Raw genomic sequence first — 16,978 nt, forward strand, 5'->3', positions numbered from 1 at the left:
TTCAATAAGCGATATAGGCCAGCGGCAGGTCTTCCACGCGCACTACCGGCGGTGCCACATAAGCGCCGTCGCTGGTCAGTTCATGCAGCAGTTCTTCGCGCAGCTGATGGAACTCGAAGCTGCTGCGGGTGCGCGGGTGGGGCAGGTCGATATTCACCACGCGCTTGATCCGTCCGGGTCGCGGCTCCATCACCACCACCCGGTCGGCGAGGAAAATCGCTTCTTCCACATCGTGGGTGACCAGCAAGGTGGTGATCTGCGCACGGCTGCGGATGGCCAGCAGCTCGTCCTGCATCTGCTGGCGAGTGAGGGCGTCGAGGGCACCGAAGGGTTCATCCAGCAGCAGAATCTGCGGGCTGGCCACCAGGCCCCGGGCAATCGCCACGCGCTGGGCCATGCCGCCGGACAGCTGATGCGGGTAGGCGCGCTCGAAGCCTTGCAGGCCCACCAGTTGAACAAACTCATGCACCCGGCGAAAGCGTTCAGCCTGGGTCAGGTGTTCATTCACCAGCCCCAAGCCGATGTTCTGTTCCACCGTCAGCCAGGGGAACAGCCGGTGCTCCTGAAACACGATGCCGCGGTCGCCGCCGATGCCTTGCACCGGCTTGCCGGCCACTTCGATATGGCCGCGGAACTCGCCATCCAGGCCCACCAACAGGCGCAACAGGGTGGATTTGCCGCAGCCGCTGGAACCGACGATGGCGACGAATTCGCCGGGAGCGATATCCAGATTGAATTCGCGGATGGCTTCCAGCTCACCGCCATCGACGGCAAACAGTTTGCCGACATGGGTAAAACGCACCAGCGGTGCCGCAGGGTTGGGGGAGGCGAGGTGGGTCATGCGGTTCTCCAGCGTGTGGCACGCGCTTCAATAAATTGGCCAAGGGCATTCAGGGCGGCACCGGTGAGGCCGATCAGCAGCATCGCCGCCATTACCTGGTCCATGCGGAACAGCTGCTGGGCACCGATCATCAAGGTGCCGATGCCGTAGCCCGAGGCCATGAAATATTCGGCACCGATGGTGCCCAGCCAGGCGTAGATCAGGCCCAGGCGCAGGCCGGCGAAAATCGCCGGGGTCGCGCCAGGCAGAATCAGTAAGCGCAAACGTTGCGGCAGGTTCAGGCGCAGCGCCTGGGCGGCTTCGCCCAGTTGTGGCGAAAGGCTGCGAATGCCCCGTTGGGTGGCGATCAGCAACGGAAAGAAGGCGGCCAGGCCGACAAACACCAGCTTGGCCAGCTCACCCAGGCCGAACCAGGCGGTCAGCAACGGCACCCAGGCGAAAATGGCGATCTGCCGGAAGGCCGACAGGCTCGGGCCGAGCAGTCGCTCGCTGCGATTCGACAAGCCCAGTACCACACCGAGAACAAACCCCAGGCCGCCGCCCAGCGCCAGCCCGCCGACGGTACGCAGCAGGCTGCTGCCCATGGCGCGCGGCAGGCTGCCGTCGCTGAAGCCTTCGTAGGTGCTGAGCAGCACTTGCCAGGGGCTGACCAGAATATTGCTGTCCACCCACTGCATCTGGCTGGTCAGTTGCCAGAAGGCAACAATCGCCAGCGGCAGAAACCAGGGCTGCAGCCGCTGCCAACCTTGGCCCAGCGGGCGACGGCGGAACTCGGCGGTGGGCGGGTGGGGCCAGAACAGCAGTTGCTGGTCGAGCAGGTTGATGCCGCGGTCCATCAGCACGCCGACTACGCCAATCACCAGGATGCAGACGAACACCACATCGAGCATAAACAGCTGCCGACCCCAGACCATCAGGTAGCCAATGCCTTCGCTGGAAGCCAGCAGCTCCACCGCCAGCAGCGACGACCAACCGGTAGCCAGCGCCAAGCGCAGACCGGCCATAAACGAGGGCAGGGCTGCCGGCAGCACCAGGCGCCAGATCAGCAAGTAACTGGGCAGCCGCAATACCGCTGCGGCTTCGCGCAGCTTGGGCTGGGCGTCCCGCACGCCGACCAGGGTATGGATGGTCACCGGCACAACTACAGCCTTGACCAGCACCACCAATTTGAGGGTTTCGCCGATGCCGAACAGCAGCATAAACAACGGAATCCACGCCAGTGTGGGGATCTGCGCCAGGGCGCTGAAGGTGGGGAATACCAAGCGCTCGGCCCGTGGGCTAAAGCCCAGCGTCGCCCCCAGCACGGCACCAATCGCCACCCCGGCGGTCAGGCCCCAGGCCAGGCGTTGCAGGCTGATCCACAGGTTGCTGAGCAAATCCTGCTGGCCCAGTTCCAAGGCGCTTTGCCACACCAGGCTTGGTGCCGGCAGGGTTTGCGCGGACATCCAGCCGTAGCGGCTGGCCAGCATCCACAACAGCAGCAACAGCGCCGGCACTACCCAGGGCAAGAGGGTATGGCGCAGGGTGGCTGCATTCAGATTAAAGCGGCGAGTGGGGGCTGGCAGACTGGCGATGCGGCTGGCGGTCATATCATTTACCCCTGGGCGCAGGTGCGGTGGAGGAGGGCTTAGATATATTCTTCATAGATATATTAAATTCGGTTATCTAGGCATTTAATGGCTAAGAACCGCATTTAATGAGCACGCCTGCAACCGGGCAAATGCATTCGCTGAATAATTTTTATGCCTTTTGTGCATCTTCTCCCCAGGCCTTGATCAGCGTTGTATATGTCTAATAGTTACTAAAAAATAATTTAATAGTATTTATGGTTTTGTTCGGGATGTGCCTTATTTCGCCGCAACGGCCCGCAGCGCGCGGGTCTTACCCAATTTTGCGGCGGAGCCTGACCATGAAAGCCTTTTTTGACTCGGCGTTAAGCCTGTTTGCCTCTCCTTTATTGGCTGGCCTGCTCGGTGCCTTTCCCCTGGTTGCCCACGGCGCGCCCGAGCCGTTGAAGGAAGTGCGGATTGCCGTGCCGGATCTGAGCATCGTTGCTACCCACGCCGGCGCTGGCCTGGTGGATGTGGTGCGCGAGCAGCAGCTGTTCGAAAAAGCGTTGGCCGCCGATGGCATCAAGGTGCAGTGGAACTTCTTCAAGGGCGCTGGCCCAGCCATTAACGAAGCCTTTGCCAACGGTCAGGTAGACCTGGCCTATCTGGGCGATCTGGCGGCCATCGTCGGCAAATCCAGTGGCCTGGATACCCGCCTGCTGAGCGCCACCGGGCGGGATATCAAGCTGTACCTGGGCGTGCAGCCTGGATCGGAGATCAAGACCCTGGCGGATCTGAAAGGCAAACGGGTGGGGATTTTCCGTGGCACGGCGGCGCAGCTGTCGTTTGATGCCGCCCTGGTCAGCCAGGGCCTGACGGAGAAGGACCTGAAGGTCATCAACCTGGACTTGTCCGCCGCCGCTTCGGCGCTGGTGGCCAAGCAGATCGACGCCACCTGGGGCGCGTCCAACCTCACCGCCTTGCGGCTTCGCGGGCTGGTGGATATTCCCCTGACCACCAAGGACCTGAACGGCGCGGGCAGCATCCAGAGCGTGCTGGTCGGTTCCGGTGCCTTTGTCGATGCCCATCCGGATATCGTCAAACGCCTGCTTGCCGCCCAGCAAACGGCCTTGCAGTGGGTCAGCGAGGACGCCAACAAGGACGCCTATATCCAGCTGGTGTCACGCCTGGCGGGCTACCCGCCGGTGATTCTGCAAAGCGATCTGGGCGACGAAAAGCTGGGCGAACTGTTCCAGACCCAACTGGATGCAGAATTCCTCAGCAAGCTGGATGGCTCGGTGAAACTGGCCAGCGGGCAGCGCTTGATTCGCAAGCCGTTCAGCACGGCTGAATGGCTGGCCAAGCAGGTGGTGACGCCACAGCCGGCGGTGGCCGCGCAATAGCGCGCCTTGGGCCATCACACCATCGGCGGTAATCGCCGCTTCACTGGGGTTTTCTTGACGATCGCGGTATTGGTTTCGGCGTAGTGATTAAGGCGGTCGAGCAGGGTGTCTAGCTGCTCCATCGAGCGCACATGCAGACGGGCGATAAAACAGTCATCGCCCGTCACCTTGTCGCATTCGGTGAATTCGCCGATGGCCTGAATCTGCCGCTCCACTTCCTGCAACTGGCCCGGCAGCGGGCGGATGCGCACTATGGCTTGCAACTGGTAGCCAAAGGCTTTGGCGTCGATGTCGACCGTATAGCCGGTCAACACGCCGCGTTCTTCCAAGCGGCGCAACCGCTCGGCGACGCTGGGCGCGCTGAGGCCGCTGAGCTGCGCCAGGGCCTTGAGCGAGCGGCGCGAATCTTCCATGAGTGCGGTGATCAATTGCTGGTCGATTTTATCGGTCATGGCTGTGCGTTTTTCAAAGAAGGCTGTTGGGCTAAATCCGCCTTGATAAAAAAGGCTCCCGGCGATTCTAGCCTTGTTTTCGCCATGGAGAGCCCCCGTTTACCTTCGGCATACTGAGCCCACTGATTTCCGAACGGGGTGGGCTTGGCGATGGATACAACACAGCAGGCAATGGCCACAACACAACGGCGCGGCATGTTGGAAATGGTCGCCGCCATGCTGATTTCCGGCACCATCGGCTGGTTTGTGCTGGTGTCCGGGCAGCCGGTGCTGGAGGTGGTGTTCTGGCGCTGCCTGATCGGTGCCGGCACTTTGCTGGTGATCTGCGCGGCCATGGGCTTTCTCCGCGCCGGCCTGCTGACCCGGCTGACCTTTGCCCTGGCGGTGCTTAGCGGGGTGGCCATAGTCGGTAACTGGCTGCTGCTGTTTGCCGCTTATTCACGCGCCTCCATCGCCATTGCCACGGCGGTATACAACGTGCAGCCGTTTATGTTGGTGGGTCTGGCGGCGCTGTTTCTCGGTGAGCGCATCACCTTGCTGAAGCCGTCCTGGCTGGGGGTGGCCTTTCTTGGCATGTTGGCGATTGTCAGCGCCCATGGCAGCAGTGGCGGCAGCGGCACGGAGTATTTATTGGGCATCGCCCTGGCCTGCGGCGCGGCGTTTCTGTACGCCATTGCGGCGCTGATCATCAAGCGCCTGACGGGCACGCCGCCACATCTGATCGCGCTGATCCAGGTCTGCACCGGGGTGCTGATGCTGGCACCGTTTCTGGCCAGTAGCCCACTGCCCAGCGGCAGCGTGGCCTGGGGCAGCCTGTTGACCCTGGGCATGGCGCATACCGGGGTGATGTATGTGCTGCTCTATAGCGCTATCCAGAAACTGCCCACGGCGCTGACCGGCGCGCTGTCGTTTGTTTACCCGATTGCCGCGATCCTGGTGGACTGGCTGGCCTTCGACCATCGCCTCAGCGCGCTGCAATGGCTGGGGGTCAGCATGATTCTGCTGGCGGTGGCTGGCATGCAGCGCGGCTGGGGGCCTAAACCACGGCGAGCGGTCATCGCGTAGGTTGGGTCGGCCCATGTTGGGCTTCGCTGCGCTCAACCCAACCTACCGCAGAAGGGATTAATTCAGGAGGCCTTGCGCCCGGCCATATGGCGCAGATAGGCGATCAATTGCTGCAGCTCGGTGTCGCTGAGCACCTGCGCGGAAAACCCCGGCATCTTGCCCTGCGGCCAGCGCCGCAGGCTTTGCGGGTCGCGGATATAGCGGGCGAGGAAGTCGTCAGCGAAGTATTCGGTGGGGTTGTGCGGCAGGTTGAGGTCAGGGCCGAACTGGGCATCGCCGGCGCCATTCAGGCGATGACAGGCCAGGCAGTTTTTCTGCAGCTGGCTAAAACCGGCCTGCACCTCGGCGCTGGCATCGGTGGCCGGGAGCAGCGCGGGAAAACGCTCTGCAAGCGGCGCGAGGCGGCTGATTTTGGCTACCTGAAAGGGCCACTGCTCCGGTCCGATATGGTCGATTTGCGGGTCACTCCACACCAGATAGAAGGGGCCGGCACCGGGTTTGTCCTTGCCCAACGGCGGCCAGGGCGCGGCCGGGTCTTCAATCGCCAGCCAGGCGCGGCTGCCGCTCCTTTGCAGAAGAGGGCCGGCCGGCAGTTCCGCGGCAAAGCCGTCGAGCGCCACCATCTGCAGGTGATCACTGGCTTTTACCCCGTCCAGTAACGCCGCAATGGGTATGGCGCGGTAGTGCATTGGCCGCTCATAAGCCACGTCGTTGGGTATGTCCAGGCTTTGCAATTGCGGGTGCTTGAGCAGCTCGGCGCTGCTCAAGGTGCGGGTGCCGGAGGGCAGGCTGAGGGTAAGCTCGGCTGCCAGGCTCGGCAGGCTCAGCAGAAGCAGAAAACCAGTGAAAAGCGCACGCATGCAACCGCTCCATCGGGGGATGTGGCGCAACCCTAGCACAGGATTTGGCGTGAAAAGGAGGTCGCTTTTCCTGTGGGAGGGGCATTAGCCGCGAGCGTTTCAACATCAAAAGCATTCCGGCTAAAGCCCCTCCCACAAAAGCGCATGCAATCAGCTGATCAGCCGCGAGAGGTTGGGAAGTATCAGAACGACCGTGGTGGCAACGAGTATCCATCCGGCCTGGCGGATTTTCGGTTTTTTAAACATGGCAGACAGCCTTTGTTCTTGTTGGCAGCGGCCCAGCCCAAATCCCTTCGGCCCGGCATGCCTTGGCTCAGTAGAAAAATCGCGCCGGCAAGACCCGGCCGCGACGCCCTAGCTCTGTAAACCTTAGGGGCCACGTCACATGCCGCTTAGAAGACTTGGTATCAAGAAAGCTGCTGCTTGTTCGCCTTGGTTATGCCAAAAGTTGATATCAGCAACCAACCCTTGCGCCAGACGCCTCGCTGCCCAGCCAGCGACTCGGGTAAACAGCCGACCGTTCGTCTGAGCAGTGTGGTCAATGGCCCTGAGCATTTCGGTCATTGAGCCTGGGGCGTCTGGGGGTAAGGTGTAGCGGCATACAACAACAGGTGCGTCGCGCACCGATAGCCAGTCCTTCAGCAGAAGGCCAGAGGATGTCATGACCGAAGCATTCATTTTCGACGCGGTGCGCACCCCGCGCGGCAAGGGTAAAAAGGACGGCGCGTTGCACAGCGTCAAACCCGTCAACCTGATGGCCGGCCTGCTTACGGCGCTGCAAACGCGCAACAACCTCGACACCAGCCAGGTGGATGACATCGTTCTCGGTTGCGTGACACCGGTGGGCGATCAGGGTGCCGATATCGCCAAGACCGCACCCATGGTGGCCAAGTGGGATGTGAGTGTATCCGGCGTGCAGATCAACCGTTTCTGCGCTTCGGGCCTGGAAGCCATCAACCTCGGCGCGATGAAAGTGCGCTCCGGTTTCGAAGACCTGGTGGTGGTCGGCGGCGTCGAATCGATGTCGCGGGTGCCCATGGGGTCGGACGGCGGTGCCTGGGTTATGGATCCGGAAACCAACCTCAGCACCAGCTTTGTGCCGCAAGGCATCGGTGCTGATCTGATCGCCACCCTCGAAGGTTTCAGCCGCACCGATGTCGACGCCTTCGCCCTGCGTTCGCAACAGAAAGCGGCCCGCGCCAGCGCCAATGGCTCATTCAATAAATCGCTGATTCCGGTCACTGACCAGAACGGCATCGTGCTGCTCGACCACGACGAATTTATTCGTGGCGATTCCACCCTCGAAGGCCTGGGTTCGCTGAAGCCGAGCTTCGAAATGATGGGCCAGATGGGCTTTGACGCCACCGCCATCCGCCAGTACAGCCATGTCGAGCGCATCAACCACGTGCACACCCCGGGCAACAGCTCCGGCATCGTCGATGGGGCCGCCGCCATGCTGATCGGCTCGGAAGCCAAGGGTAAGGAGCTGGGCTTGAAAGCGCGGGCGCGCATCGTTGCCACCGCCGTCACCAGCACCGATCCCACCATCATGCTCACCGGCCCGGCACCGGCCACCCGCAAAGTGCTGGCCAAGGCTGGCCTTGGCGTTGAAGACATCGACCTGTTCGAAGTCAACGAAGCCTTCGCCTCGGTGGTGATGAAATTCATGAAAGACATGGGCGTCAGCGAAGAAAAGGTCAACGTCAACGGCGGCTCCATCGCCATGGGCCACCCCTTGGGTGCCACCGGTTGCGCGATTCTCGGCACGCTGCTGGACGAACTGGAGAAACGTAACTTGCGTTACGGCCTGGCCACCCTTTGCGTGGGCGGCGGCATGGGCATAGCCACGATCATTGAACGCATCTAAGGAGCTTTCAGAAGCTACTGCGCTTGATCAGGCTGCGTTGGAACCCGTTTCGGAATGCTCATTGGCTACAGCCAACTCCGCTTCCTCAGCCGGCTTCCGCCTTGCCTGCGCTTCGCTTCTGAAGAGCTCCCCCAACATCGGGGTAGCAAAGAAATGACTGACGCCATCCGTTATGAAAAAGGCCAGGACAATATCGTCGTCCTGACCATCGATATGCCCGGCCAAAGCGCCAACACCATGAACGCCGTGTACCGCGAAGCCATGGCCGCCACCGTCGCGCGCCTGGAAGCGGAAAAGGCCGAGATTGCCGGGGTGATCGTTACCTCGGCGAAGAAAACCTTCTTCGCCGGCGGCGACCTGAATGAGCTGGTGAAAGTCACCAAGGCCGACGCCAAGCACTTCTATCAGATGATCCTCAATATCAAGGCGCAACTGCGTCGTCTGGAAACCCTCGGCAAGCCAGTGGTCGCCGCCATCAACGGCGCGGCCCTGGGCGGCGGCTGGGAAATCTGCCTGGCTTGCCATCACCGGATCGCCCTGGACAGCAGCTCTGTGCAACTGGGTCTGCCGGAAGTGACCCTCGGCCTGTTACCGGGCGGCGGCGGTGTGGTGCGCATGGTGCGCCTGCTCGGTCTGGAAAAGGCTCTGCCATACCTGGCCGAGGGTAAGAAAGTGCGCCCGGCCGAAGCCCTCAAGGCTGGCCTGATCCACGACATCGCCGCTGACCGCGACGAGATGCTGGCCAAGGCCCGCGCCTTTATCGCGGCCAACCCGAGCGCGGTGCAGCCGTGGGATGTAAAGGGCTACAAGATTCCCGGCGGCACGCCGTCGAGCCCCAACGTGGCGCAGATGCTGGCCATCGCCCCCTCGGTGCTGCGTGACAAAACCAAAGGCTGCTTCCCGGCACCGGAAAAAATCATGTGCGCCGCCGTGGAAGGTGCCCAAGTGGATTTCGACACCGCGCAGTTGATCGAAGCGCGTTACTTCACCGAGCTGACCACCGGCCAGGTGGCAAAAAACATGATTGGCACCTTCTGGTTCCAGCTCAATGAAATCAACGCCGGTGGCTCGCGACCCAAAGACCAGCCCAAGTACGTCACCCAGAAAGTCGGTGTGCTCGGTGCCGGCATGATGGGCGCAGGCATTGCCTATGTCTCGGCCGTGGCCGGTATCGAGGTGGTGCTCAAGGATGTGTCGCTGGAAGCCGCCGAGAAAGGCAAAAGCTACTCGGCCACCTTGCTCGACAAGAAGGTCAGCCGTGGCCAGATGAGCGCGGAAAAACGCGACGGCATTCTGGCCCGCATCAAGCCATCGGTAGACGATGCCGACTTCGCCGGTTGCGACCTGATTATCGAAGCCGTGTTCGAAGACCGCGACCTCAAAGCCAAGGTCACTGCCGCCGCCGAACGCCATGCCCTGGCGGATGCGGTGATCGCCTCCAACACCTCGACCTTGCCAATCACTGGCCTGGCCAAGGCGGTGGAGAAACAGGACAAGTTTATCGGCCTGCATTTCTTCAGCCCGGTGGACAAGATGCCACTGGTGGAAATCATCAAAGGTGCGCAGACCAGCGACGAAACCCTGGCCCGTGGTTTCGACTACGTTATGCAGATCAACAAGACGCCGATCGTGGTCACCGACAGCCGTGGCTTCTTCACCTCCCGTGTGTTCGGCACCTTTACCAACGAAGGCCTGGCCATGTTGGGTGAAGGGGTGAACGCGGCGATGATCGAAACCGAAGCGCGCAAGGCTGGTATGCCGGTGGGGCCGCTGGCGATCAGCGATGAAGTGTCGATGAGCCTGATGAATCACATTCGCCAGCAGACCGTCAAAGACCTTGCCGCTGAAGGCAAACAGATCCCCGAGCACCCGGCGTTCGCGGTGGTCGATCTGATGCTCAACGAATACAAACGCCCGGGCAAAGCCGCTGGCGGTGGTTTCTACGAGTATCCGGCGGGCGGCAAGAAACACTTGTGGCCCGAGCTGAAAAGCCGCTTTGAACAGGCCGACGCGCAGATTTCCCCGGAAGACGTGCGCGACCGCATTCTGTTTATCCAGGCCATCGAAACCGTGCGTTGTGTAGAGGAGGGGGTGTTGCTATCCACCGCCGACGCCAACATCGGCTCGATCTTCGGCATCGGCTTTGCCGCCTGGACCGGTGGGGCGCTGCAATTTATCAACCAGTACGGTCTGCAGGACTTTGTGGCGCGGGCGCAATACCTGGCCGAGCAGTACGGCGAACGCTTCCTGCCGCCGGCGTTGTTGCTGGAGAAGGCGGCCAAGGGGCAGGGGTTCTAGGCTGTGTTGTCTTGACGAATCTGGATCCCAGCCTGCGCTGGGATGACGGTGGTCTTCAGAAAAGCTCCGTCATCCCAGCACATGCCTGGGCACCGCAGATTAACTGGCTGAGCGCCTGCCGCTCAGTGATCTGGGTGGGCATCTTCAGGGTTACCAAATGGCCATCCAGCAACTGGATGGCCAACTCGGTTTCAAAGTGCAAACCGCTTTCGTCGAGGGTGGCGTAGGTCACGCCATAGGCGTTTTCGGAGGTGGTGCTGTACATGCTGCCCATGGCGTTCTCCTAGGTTCTACGTGGCTAAGCACTTCGCTCAGTGGCGAGCCGGTTTCTGTTCGGTTTTCACCGGGGCGGGGTGTTTGTCGGCGGCGCGATACAGCTCGGCATTCAGGTGGCTGGCGAATGCAGACGCGGCTACAAGGCTGGCGATGGCTCCGAATTTGTTCATGGCGATAATCCTCATCTGGGGTGGGCGGTGTTGCCCGATGGGTTGCATGATTGCCGAGCGGCAGGAAAGCCAGAAGTGAATGGTCGGCATGGTGACTATCGAAGCCAGTGATACCGCGCAGCGGCACTATCGACTGGCGGATATGAAGGGCGGCAGGCAGACCGGCTGGGGAGGCGAATTGCTCAGAAAACTAACCGGTTCGTAAAATTTTATTGACGAATGCAGGCGATGCCTTTCCGCGCGCACTTTCACAAATAAAACAGCGAAAGCAGGGCAGCCAGCGGTTTATGGGTTCCTTTGTGCGCGCTGCTATGTTAAATAAAACGCACAGCTGGCCTTCACCTTCATCGCTTCAGGAAATCCCCTATGTCGTTACGTATCTGCATTCTGGAAACAGACATTCTGCGTCCGGAACTGGTTGACCAATATCAAAGCTATGGCCGCATGTTCGAGCAATTGTTTGCCCGTCAGCCCATCGCCGCCGAGTTCATCACCTACAACGTGGTGGACGGTGACTACCCCGCAGATGACCAGCGTTTCGACGCCTACCTGGTGACCGGCAGCAAGGCTGACTCGTTCGGCACCGACCCGTGGATTCAAACCCTGAAAACCTACCTGCTGGATCGCTACCAGCGTGGCGACAAGCTGCTGGGTATCTGCTTCGGCCATCAACTGCTGGCCCTGTTGCTGGGTGGCAAGAGCGAACGTGCCCACCAGGGCTGGGGCGTTGGCACTCACCGGTATCAGGTAGCCGAGCAACCAAGCTGGATGAGCCCGGCGATGGAAGAGCTGACCCTGTTGATCAGCCACCAGGACCAGGTCACCGCGTTGCCAGACAACGCCACAGTGGTGGCCTCCAGCGCCTTCTGCCCGATTGCCGCCTACCGCATCAACGACCAGGTGCTGTGCTTCCAGGGCCACCCGGAATTTATCCACGACTACTCCCGCGCACTGCTGGATATCCGTCAGCAGCACCTCGGCGAGCAGATCTATAAAACCGGCATCGACAGTCTGCAGCACGACCACCACGGCACCGCAGTGGCCGAGTGGATGATGCGTTTTGTCGCGCAGGACAAGGCGGCGCAGCTGGCCTGATTTCCGCCCTCAAAAACAATCGCGGCTGAAGTCGCTCCTACGGATTGTGCGATCCCGTGGGAGTGGCTTCAGCCGCGATGCTTCTAAGTTTCAAGCGCTGATATTGCTCAGCGCCTCCTCGGCAATACCTGGCTCTTGCAGAATTGCCGCGCTCATTTCCTTGGCGCTGCTGTCCGAACTATGGGTGTCGGCGGCGAGCAGTTGCCCTGCTGTCTGGCACCAGCGGTCACCAGACGAAATAAGGAAGCCCATGGACTATCTCGATTTATTGCAATGGCCAGCCATGGCCGTGACGGTGCTGGCCGCCTGGCTGATCGGCGCGCAAAGCCCGCGTCGGCGTATGGCGGGTTTCTGGGTGTTTATTGCCAGCAACGTGCTGTGGGTGGTCTGGGGCCTGCACAGCAGCGCCTTTGCCCTGATCCTTTTGCAATTCTGCCTGTGCGCCATGAATTGCCGGGGCCTGAAGAAAAATGCCGACGAGGTCACGCAGCAATAGGTGGCGGCGTTTTGCCAGCGTCTATAGTCATGACTTACTGCCGAAACAAAAGAGGTCCGCAATATGGACTGGCTGGTCACCTATAAATACGAGAACGTCGAACGTCATCTGCAGCTCCAGGCTCGTACCGTGCCGAATATTCAGGTCGTGGCGTTTCGCGCGGTGATGGAGGTGTTTGGCGAGAAGCCGCCGGTGGATAAGGTGGCCGGTCAGCCGGTGCTGGAATGGATGCGCGCCTGTGGGGTGGATATCACTGATGTGATCTTGTTGCGGCGCAACAGCAAGCCGGTAACGGCAGATAGCGCAGCACATCTGCAGGGAAATGGTTGACCTGAAACGCTGAATCCCCGCGAAGGCGGGGATTCAGCGTTTCGAGTGGCCGTTACTCAGCAGGCCACAGCCTTTTGCACACGGCGCTGACGCAATTCCTGATTCGAGCGGCGGGCCAGGGTTTTCGCCTTGGTCACATGAATCGGACCTTCCACATAGGTTGGCAGCTCGCGCTCCACCCAGGCGGCCTCATCGCCACGCCAGCGCAGCAGACCAGCCTCGATCTTGATCTCACGGTGCAATTCGCGAATCAGCGATTGCATACGCACCGGGCTGAGGATCTCCTCACTCTTGATCGCCTTGCACAACGGTTTGCCGTTCTCACCCACCAGCGACAACAGCAGGCTGCCGTCCGGGCGTGGTTTGATCGCTACGCGGTGGTTTGGGAAGGCGTCGAAGAATTCTTTTATGGCCAGTTGCATTCCATGTACTCCATCGATTCTTTTCAGATGGAAGTACTAGAGCAGATGGCATGCCAGAAATTGCTCTCGATAAAAAAGCTTATAAAACAATAGGTTATGTATTTTTCTTGGCGCTTCGGTCGTGCACTTTGCATGATCGGCGCAAAGCCCACCTTGCAAAGTGCAAGCTCGCCTAGCTGTCGGGCTGCTGGAACGGGGTTTTGACCGGCAGATCCGGCCCCAGCTCATCGGCCTCGAACACTTCCGGGATATAGCTGCGCCGCAGCGGTTTGCGCGGTGCGCGCAGGGCGACTTGCGGCAGGTGTTTGAGCTGATAACGCGGCGGCAGCTCGCTGCTGGCACGGCCCAGGCCGCGGTAGATGGCCACCGAACCGAGGACGATATCCGCCGCGCCAATTACACCCTTGACCGCCATACCCTTGCGGATCAGCAGAATGCCGCCAGCCACGGCGAGCAAGCGTTCGAGATAACCGGGATTGTTCATGGGCAGCTCCTGTTCTGGCGCGGTGGTTAAAGCTTCTGAATCGAGCCTCGCCAGGAGAGTTCAGGTTTTTCCGCGAACGGTCATCCGCCTGGGCAAAATTGTTGAACTCTCGCGCCCATCTGCACACCTATCCAGTAGGGGGCCGGTCAGCCAATCGCTCAAGCACCAGTTATTGCGCGCAGACTCGATGGTCGACTGGCTTCAGTCATTGGTAACGGTCCCCTGCAAATCTTCCTGCTGCGCGGGCTTTCGGCAGGGGAAAGGAGACCGGGAAACGGGGACGAGGAGCACGGCAATGAAGAGAGATTGGGAGCTGGTACGCGAGATGTTGCTGGAGATCGAAGGCCTGGACAAAGGCCACCATTTTTTTCCCCACCGTATCGATGAACATTCCACTGACAGCGTCAGCTACCACTTGCACTTGCTGGAGCAAGCCGGCCTGGTGGAAGGCGCTGACCACCGTCCACTGAGCGGCGAGCTGATACGCATCGGCAAATCCCTGACCCTCACCGGGCATGACCTGCTCGACCTGATTCGCGACGAAAACCTCTGGCTGGTGAAGAAAGCCTTTCTCACCGAGCACCTCGGTGGCATCACCATCGATGCGCTGAAATCCACCATGGCCCTGTACCCCAGCGACAGTGGCGGCTCGTTCCATGTCTCGCGTAACGCGCAGAACGACGCCATTTTCAATTGATCGGCACGATCACCCCAAGGCGTCGGTAGCCCGCGGTTACCGCCTGCCTGCGGCACTGGTCGCTGCACTAGTCGCCGAATCCGCTCGCGCTCACTTTATCTGACCGAGGCACCGCCCATGTCCGCCGAACGCAAGCCGCAAGATGCGCCCACTTCCGCCAGCAGCGCGGAGGTCGAGGCGTTCAAGCAAGCCATTCTGGCCAAGCTCAAGTACGCCGTCGGCAAAGACCCGGCCAACGCCTATATCCATGACTGGTTCGAAGCCATCGCCCTGGCTGCCCGTGACCACCTGGTGGACAACTGGGAAGAGTCGGAAGCACGGGTTGACCGCAAGCCGCAGAAACGCGTGTATTACCTGTCGCTGGAATTTCTCATCGGCCGCCTGCTGGTGGATTGCCTGAGCAACCTGGGCCTGCTGGATACCGCACGCCTGGCCCTGGCCGAGCTGGATGTCGATATCGAGCGAATCCGCGAAGTGGAGCCCGATGCGGCGCTCGGCAATGGCGGTCTCGGGCGTCTTGCCGCGTGCTTTATGGAAAGCATGGCCACCCTCAATATCGCCGGTCACGGTTATGGCATCCGCTACGAGCATGGCCTGTTCAAGCAGGTGATCAGCGATGGCTGGCAGCATGAGCACACGGAAACCTGGCTGGACTTCGGTAACCCCTGGGAATTCGAACGTCCGGAAGTCAGCTACAACATCGGCTTTGGTGGCAGCGTCAACACCGTCACCGAGCGCAATGATGTGCCGCGCCAACACTGGCAACCGACCGAAATTCTTCGCGCCATCGCCTACGACACCCCGGTAGTCGGCTGGCGTCGCGCCGGGGTCAACACCCTGCGGCTGTGGCGGGCCAGGGCCATGGAAGATCTGCAGCTGGAACGCTTCAACGCCGGTGACCACATGGGCGCGGTCGCCGATGTGGTGCGCGCGGAAAGCATTTCCCGGGTGCTGTACCCGGCCGATAGCACCGAGGCTGGTCAGGAACTGCGCCTGCGTCAGGAGTTCTTTTTCGTCTCCGCCTCGCTGCAAGACCTGCTGCACCGCCATATGCGCCTGCATGGCGATATCCATTCGCTGCCGGAGAAAGTGGCGATCCAGCTTAACGATACCCACCCGGCCATCGCCGTCGCCGAGTTGATGCGGCAACTGGTGGACGTGTACCGCATCGAGTGGTTCCAGGCCTGGGAACTGACGGTGGCAACCCTGTCCTACACCAACCACACCCTGCTACCCGAGGCGCTGGAATCCTGGCCGGTATCGCTGATGGAGCGCCTGTTGCCGCGGCATATGCAGATCATCTACCTGATCAACGCCTACCATATCGACTCGTTGCGGGCCCAGGACATCCACGACTTCGACCTGCTGCGCTCGGTGTCGCTGATCGACGAAGAGCACGGTCGCCGGGTACGCATGGGTAACCTGGCGTTCCTCGGTTCCCACAGCATCAACGGCGTTTCCGGGCTGCATACCGAACTGATGCGCCAGACCGTTTTTCGCGATCTGCATAACCTCTACCCCGAGCGCATCCGCAATAAAACCAACGGGGTGACCTTTCGCCGCTGGCTGTACCAGGTCAATCCGCAGCTCACCCAGTTGCTGATCGACAATATCGGCCAGGGCGTGCTGGACAGTCCGGAAAGCTCGCTGATCAAGCTGGAACCCTTCGCCGACAAACCGGCCTTTCGCAAACAGTTCATCGCCCAGCGCCATCACAATAAAACGGCCCTGGCGCGACTGGTGAAGGAGCGGCTGAACATCGACCTGAACACCGAAGCGATCTTCGATGTGCAGGTGAAACGGATCCACGAATACAAGCGCCAGCTGCTCAACCTGTTGCACACCGTGGCGTTGTACCAGGCGATCCGCAACGAGCCGACCACCGATTGGGTGCCGCGGGTAAAAATCTTCGCCGGCAAGGCGGCCGCCAGTTACCACCAGGCCAAGCTGATCATCAAACTGGCCAACGACATCAGTCGCACCATCAATGACGACCCCACCGTGCGCGGCTTGCTCAAGGTGGTGTTTATCCCCAACTACAACGTCAGCCTGGCCGAAGTGATCATTCCGGCCGCCGACCTCTCCGAGCAGATTTCCACGGCCGGCATGGAGGCCTCGGGCACCAGCAATATGAAGTTCGCCCTGAATGGCGCGCTGACCATCGGCACCCTGGATGGTGCCAACGTGGAGATGAGCCAACTGATCGGTGCCGAGCATATGTTTATCTTCGGCATGACCGCCCAGGAAGTGAAAGCGCGGATGAACAATGGCGACTTCGACACCATCCATGTGATTCAACAGTCCGAACGCCTTAACGCCGCGTTGGAAGCCATTAGCAAAGGGGTGTTTTCCCCGGATGACCCGGAGCGTTATGTCGGCTTGATCGACGGCCTGGTGCACCACGACCGCTATATGCTCTGTTCCGACTTCGACTCCTACTGGGACGCCCAGCGCAAGGTCGATGAGCTATGGCAAAACCCCAATCAGTGGTGGCGCTCGGCGGTGCTCAATACCGCGCGCACTGGCTGGTTCTCCTCGGACCGGACGATTCGCGAGTACGCCGAAGATATCTGGAAGGCCATGCCGGTGGAGAAGAAGGGTAAGTAATCTTCGTTTTCAGGCCTGACCAATCGCGGCTCAAGCCGCTCCTACGAACCGCACATTGCCGTAGG

At 60.8% G+C, this 16,978-nt stretch carries 18 protein-coding genes; 9 read left to right on the plus strand and 9 right to left on the minus strand.

Going from position 1 to position 16,978, the window contains the following annotated elements:
* Window position 1 precedes the first annotated feature (1 nt).
* Both ACVW0Y_RS05200 and ACVW0Y_RS05205 read right to left on the minus strand, forming a co-directional pair.
* Window positions 2–841 carry an ABC transporter ATP-binding protein gene (locus tag ACVW0Y_RS05200; protein WP_457436524.1) on the minus strand — a complete coding sequence of 280 codons (840 nt, stop codon included), beginning with the start codon at window positions 839–841 and terminating at the stop codon, window positions 2–4.
* The gene (locus ACVW0Y_RS05205; protein ID WP_457436525.1) at window positions 838–2,430 is read right to left on the minus strand and encodes an ABC transporter permease; all 1,593 of its coding nucleotides are present in this window, start codon (window positions 2,428–2,430) and stop codon (window positions 838–840) included. Before ACVW0Y_RS05205 ends, ACVW0Y_RS05200 begins: the two co-directional genes overlap by 4 nt.
* A 320-nt stretch (window positions 2,431–2,750) precedes the next feature.
* Between ACVW0Y_RS05205 and ACVW0Y_RS05210 the strand changes: the two genes are divergently transcribed.
* Window positions 2,751–3,794, plus strand: coding sequence for an ABC transporter substrate-binding protein (locus ACVW0Y_RS05210; RefSeq protein ID WP_457436526.1), 1,044 nt, complete (start codon window positions 2,751–2,753; stop codon window positions 3,792–3,794).
* Between the two features lie 14 nt (window positions 3,795–3,808).
* Here ACVW0Y_RS05210 and ACVW0Y_RS05215 read toward each other — a convergent pair whose 3' ends face one another.
* Window positions 3,809–4,246 (minus strand): Lrp/AsnC family transcriptional regulator, encoded by a 438-nt coding sequence (locus ACVW0Y_RS05215; protein WP_457436528.1) that lies wholly within the window; start codon window positions 4,244–4,246, stop codon window positions 3,809–3,811.
* A 171-nt stretch (window positions 4,247–4,417) separates the two neighbouring features.
* Here ACVW0Y_RS05215 and ACVW0Y_RS05220 point away from each other — a divergent pair, with 171 nt between their 5' ends.
* The gene (locus tag ACVW0Y_RS05220) at window positions 4,418–5,311 is read left to right on the plus strand and encodes a DMT family transporter (protein ID WP_457436529.1); all 894 of its coding nucleotides are present in this window, start codon (window positions 4,418–4,420) and stop codon (window positions 5,309–5,311) included.
* A 62-nt stretch (window positions 5,312–5,373) separates the two neighbouring features.
* Here ACVW0Y_RS05220 and ACVW0Y_RS05225 read toward each other — a convergent pair whose 3' ends face one another.
* On the minus strand, window positions 5,374–6,171 hold the full coding sequence (locus ACVW0Y_RS05225) for a c-type cytochrome (protein ID WP_457436530.1): 798 nt from the start codon (window positions 6,169–6,171) through the stop codon (window positions 5,374–5,376).
* A 661-nt stretch (window positions 6,172–6,832) separates the two neighbouring features.
* Between ACVW0Y_RS05225 and ACVW0Y_RS05230 the strand changes: the two genes are divergently transcribed.
* Both ACVW0Y_RS05230 and ACVW0Y_RS05235 read left to right on the plus strand, forming a co-directional pair.
* A complete protein-coding gene (locus ACVW0Y_RS05230; protein ID WP_457436531.1) occupies window positions 6,833–8,038 on the plus strand; it encodes an acetyl-CoA C-acetyltransferase in 1,206 nt (401 codons plus the stop codon).
* Window positions 8,039–8,191: 153 nt separating this feature from the next.
* Complete coding sequence (locus ACVW0Y_RS05235; protein ID WP_457436532.1) at window positions 8,192–10,336, plus strand: 3-hydroxyacyl-CoA dehydrogenase NAD-binding domain-containing protein; 2,145 nt, start codon at window positions 8,192–8,194, stop codon at window positions 10,334–10,336.
* Between the two features lie 55 nt (window positions 10,337–10,391).
* On the opposite strand, the gene ptrC is transcribed toward ACVW0Y_RS05235, so the two are convergent.
* Both ptrC and ACVW0Y_RS05245 read right to left on the minus strand, forming a co-directional pair.
* The gene (gene ptrC, locus ACVW0Y_RS05240) at window positions 10,392–10,610 is read right to left on the minus strand and encodes a type III secretion system co-regulatory protein PtrC (protein ID WP_457436533.1); all 219 of its coding nucleotides are present in this window, start codon (window positions 10,608–10,610) and stop codon (window positions 10,392–10,394) included.
* Between the two features lie 37 nt (window positions 10,611–10,647).
* Entirely contained in the window at window positions 10,648–10,782 is a 135-nt protein-coding gene (locus ACVW0Y_RS05245; RefSeq protein WP_457436534.1) for a hypothetical protein, read from the minus strand.
* A gap of 366 nt (window positions 10,783–11,148) precedes the next feature.
* Between ACVW0Y_RS05245 and ACVW0Y_RS05250 the strand changes: the two genes are divergently transcribed.
* Complete coding sequence (locus ACVW0Y_RS05250) at window positions 11,149–11,877, plus strand: amidotransferase (protein ID WP_457436535.1); 729 nt, start codon at window positions 11,149–11,151, stop codon at window positions 11,875–11,877.
* A 90-nt stretch (window positions 11,878–11,967) separates the two neighbouring features.
* Here the strand turns inward: ACVW0Y_RS05250 and ACVW0Y_RS05255 are convergent, their stop codons facing one another.
* The gene (locus tag ACVW0Y_RS05255) at window positions 11,968–12,129 is read right to left on the minus strand and encodes a hypothetical protein (protein ID WP_457436537.1); all 162 of its coding nucleotides are present in this window, start codon (window positions 12,127–12,129) and stop codon (window positions 11,968–11,970) included.
* Here ACVW0Y_RS05255 and ACVW0Y_RS05260 point away from each other — a divergent pair.
* Complete coding sequence (locus ACVW0Y_RS05260; RefSeq protein WP_457436538.1) at window positions 12,128–12,373, plus strand: hypothetical protein; 246 nt, start codon at window positions 12,128–12,130, stop codon at window positions 12,371–12,373. The genes ACVW0Y_RS05255 and ACVW0Y_RS05260 overlap by 2 nt on opposite strands.
* Window positions 12,374–12,436: 63 nt before the next feature.
* Window positions 12,437–12,703 carry a hypothetical protein gene (locus ACVW0Y_RS05265; protein WP_457436540.1) on the plus strand — a complete coding sequence of 89 codons (267 nt, stop codon included), beginning with the start codon at window positions 12,437–12,439 and terminating at the stop codon, window positions 12,701–12,703.
* A 56-nt stretch (window positions 12,704–12,759) separates the two neighbouring features.
* Here ACVW0Y_RS05265 and ACVW0Y_RS05270 read toward each other — a convergent pair whose 3' ends face one another.
* On the minus strand, window positions 12,760–13,125 hold the full coding sequence (locus ACVW0Y_RS05270; RefSeq protein ID WP_457436542.1) for a DUF3509 domain-containing protein: 366 nt from the start codon (window positions 13,123–13,125) through the stop codon (window positions 12,760–12,762).
* Window positions 13,126–13,297: 172 nt separating this feature from the next.
* Window positions 13,298–13,609 carry a hypothetical protein gene (locus ACVW0Y_RS05275; RefSeq protein WP_457436543.1) on the minus strand — a complete coding sequence of 104 codons (312 nt, stop codon included), beginning with the start codon at window positions 13,607–13,609 and terminating at the stop codon, window positions 13,298–13,300.
* Between the two features lie 295 nt (window positions 13,610–13,904).
* On the opposite strand from ACVW0Y_RS05275, the gene ACVW0Y_RS05280 reads away from it, so the two are divergent.
* Entirely contained in the window at window positions 13,905–14,306 is a 402-nt protein-coding gene (locus tag ACVW0Y_RS05280) for a DUF2513 domain-containing protein (RefSeq protein ID WP_457436544.1), read from the plus strand.
* A gap of 117 nt (window positions 14,307–14,423) precedes the next feature.
* Window positions 14,424–16,913, plus strand: coding sequence for a glycogen/starch/alpha-glucan phosphorylase (locus tag ACVW0Y_RS05285; RefSeq protein ID WP_457436545.1), 2,490 nt, complete (start codon window positions 14,424–14,426; stop codon window positions 16,911–16,913).
* Window positions 16,914–16,978: the final 65 nt, after the last annotated feature.

The sequence above is a fragment of the Pseudomonas sp. TE3786 genome (genome assembly GCF_054057335.1).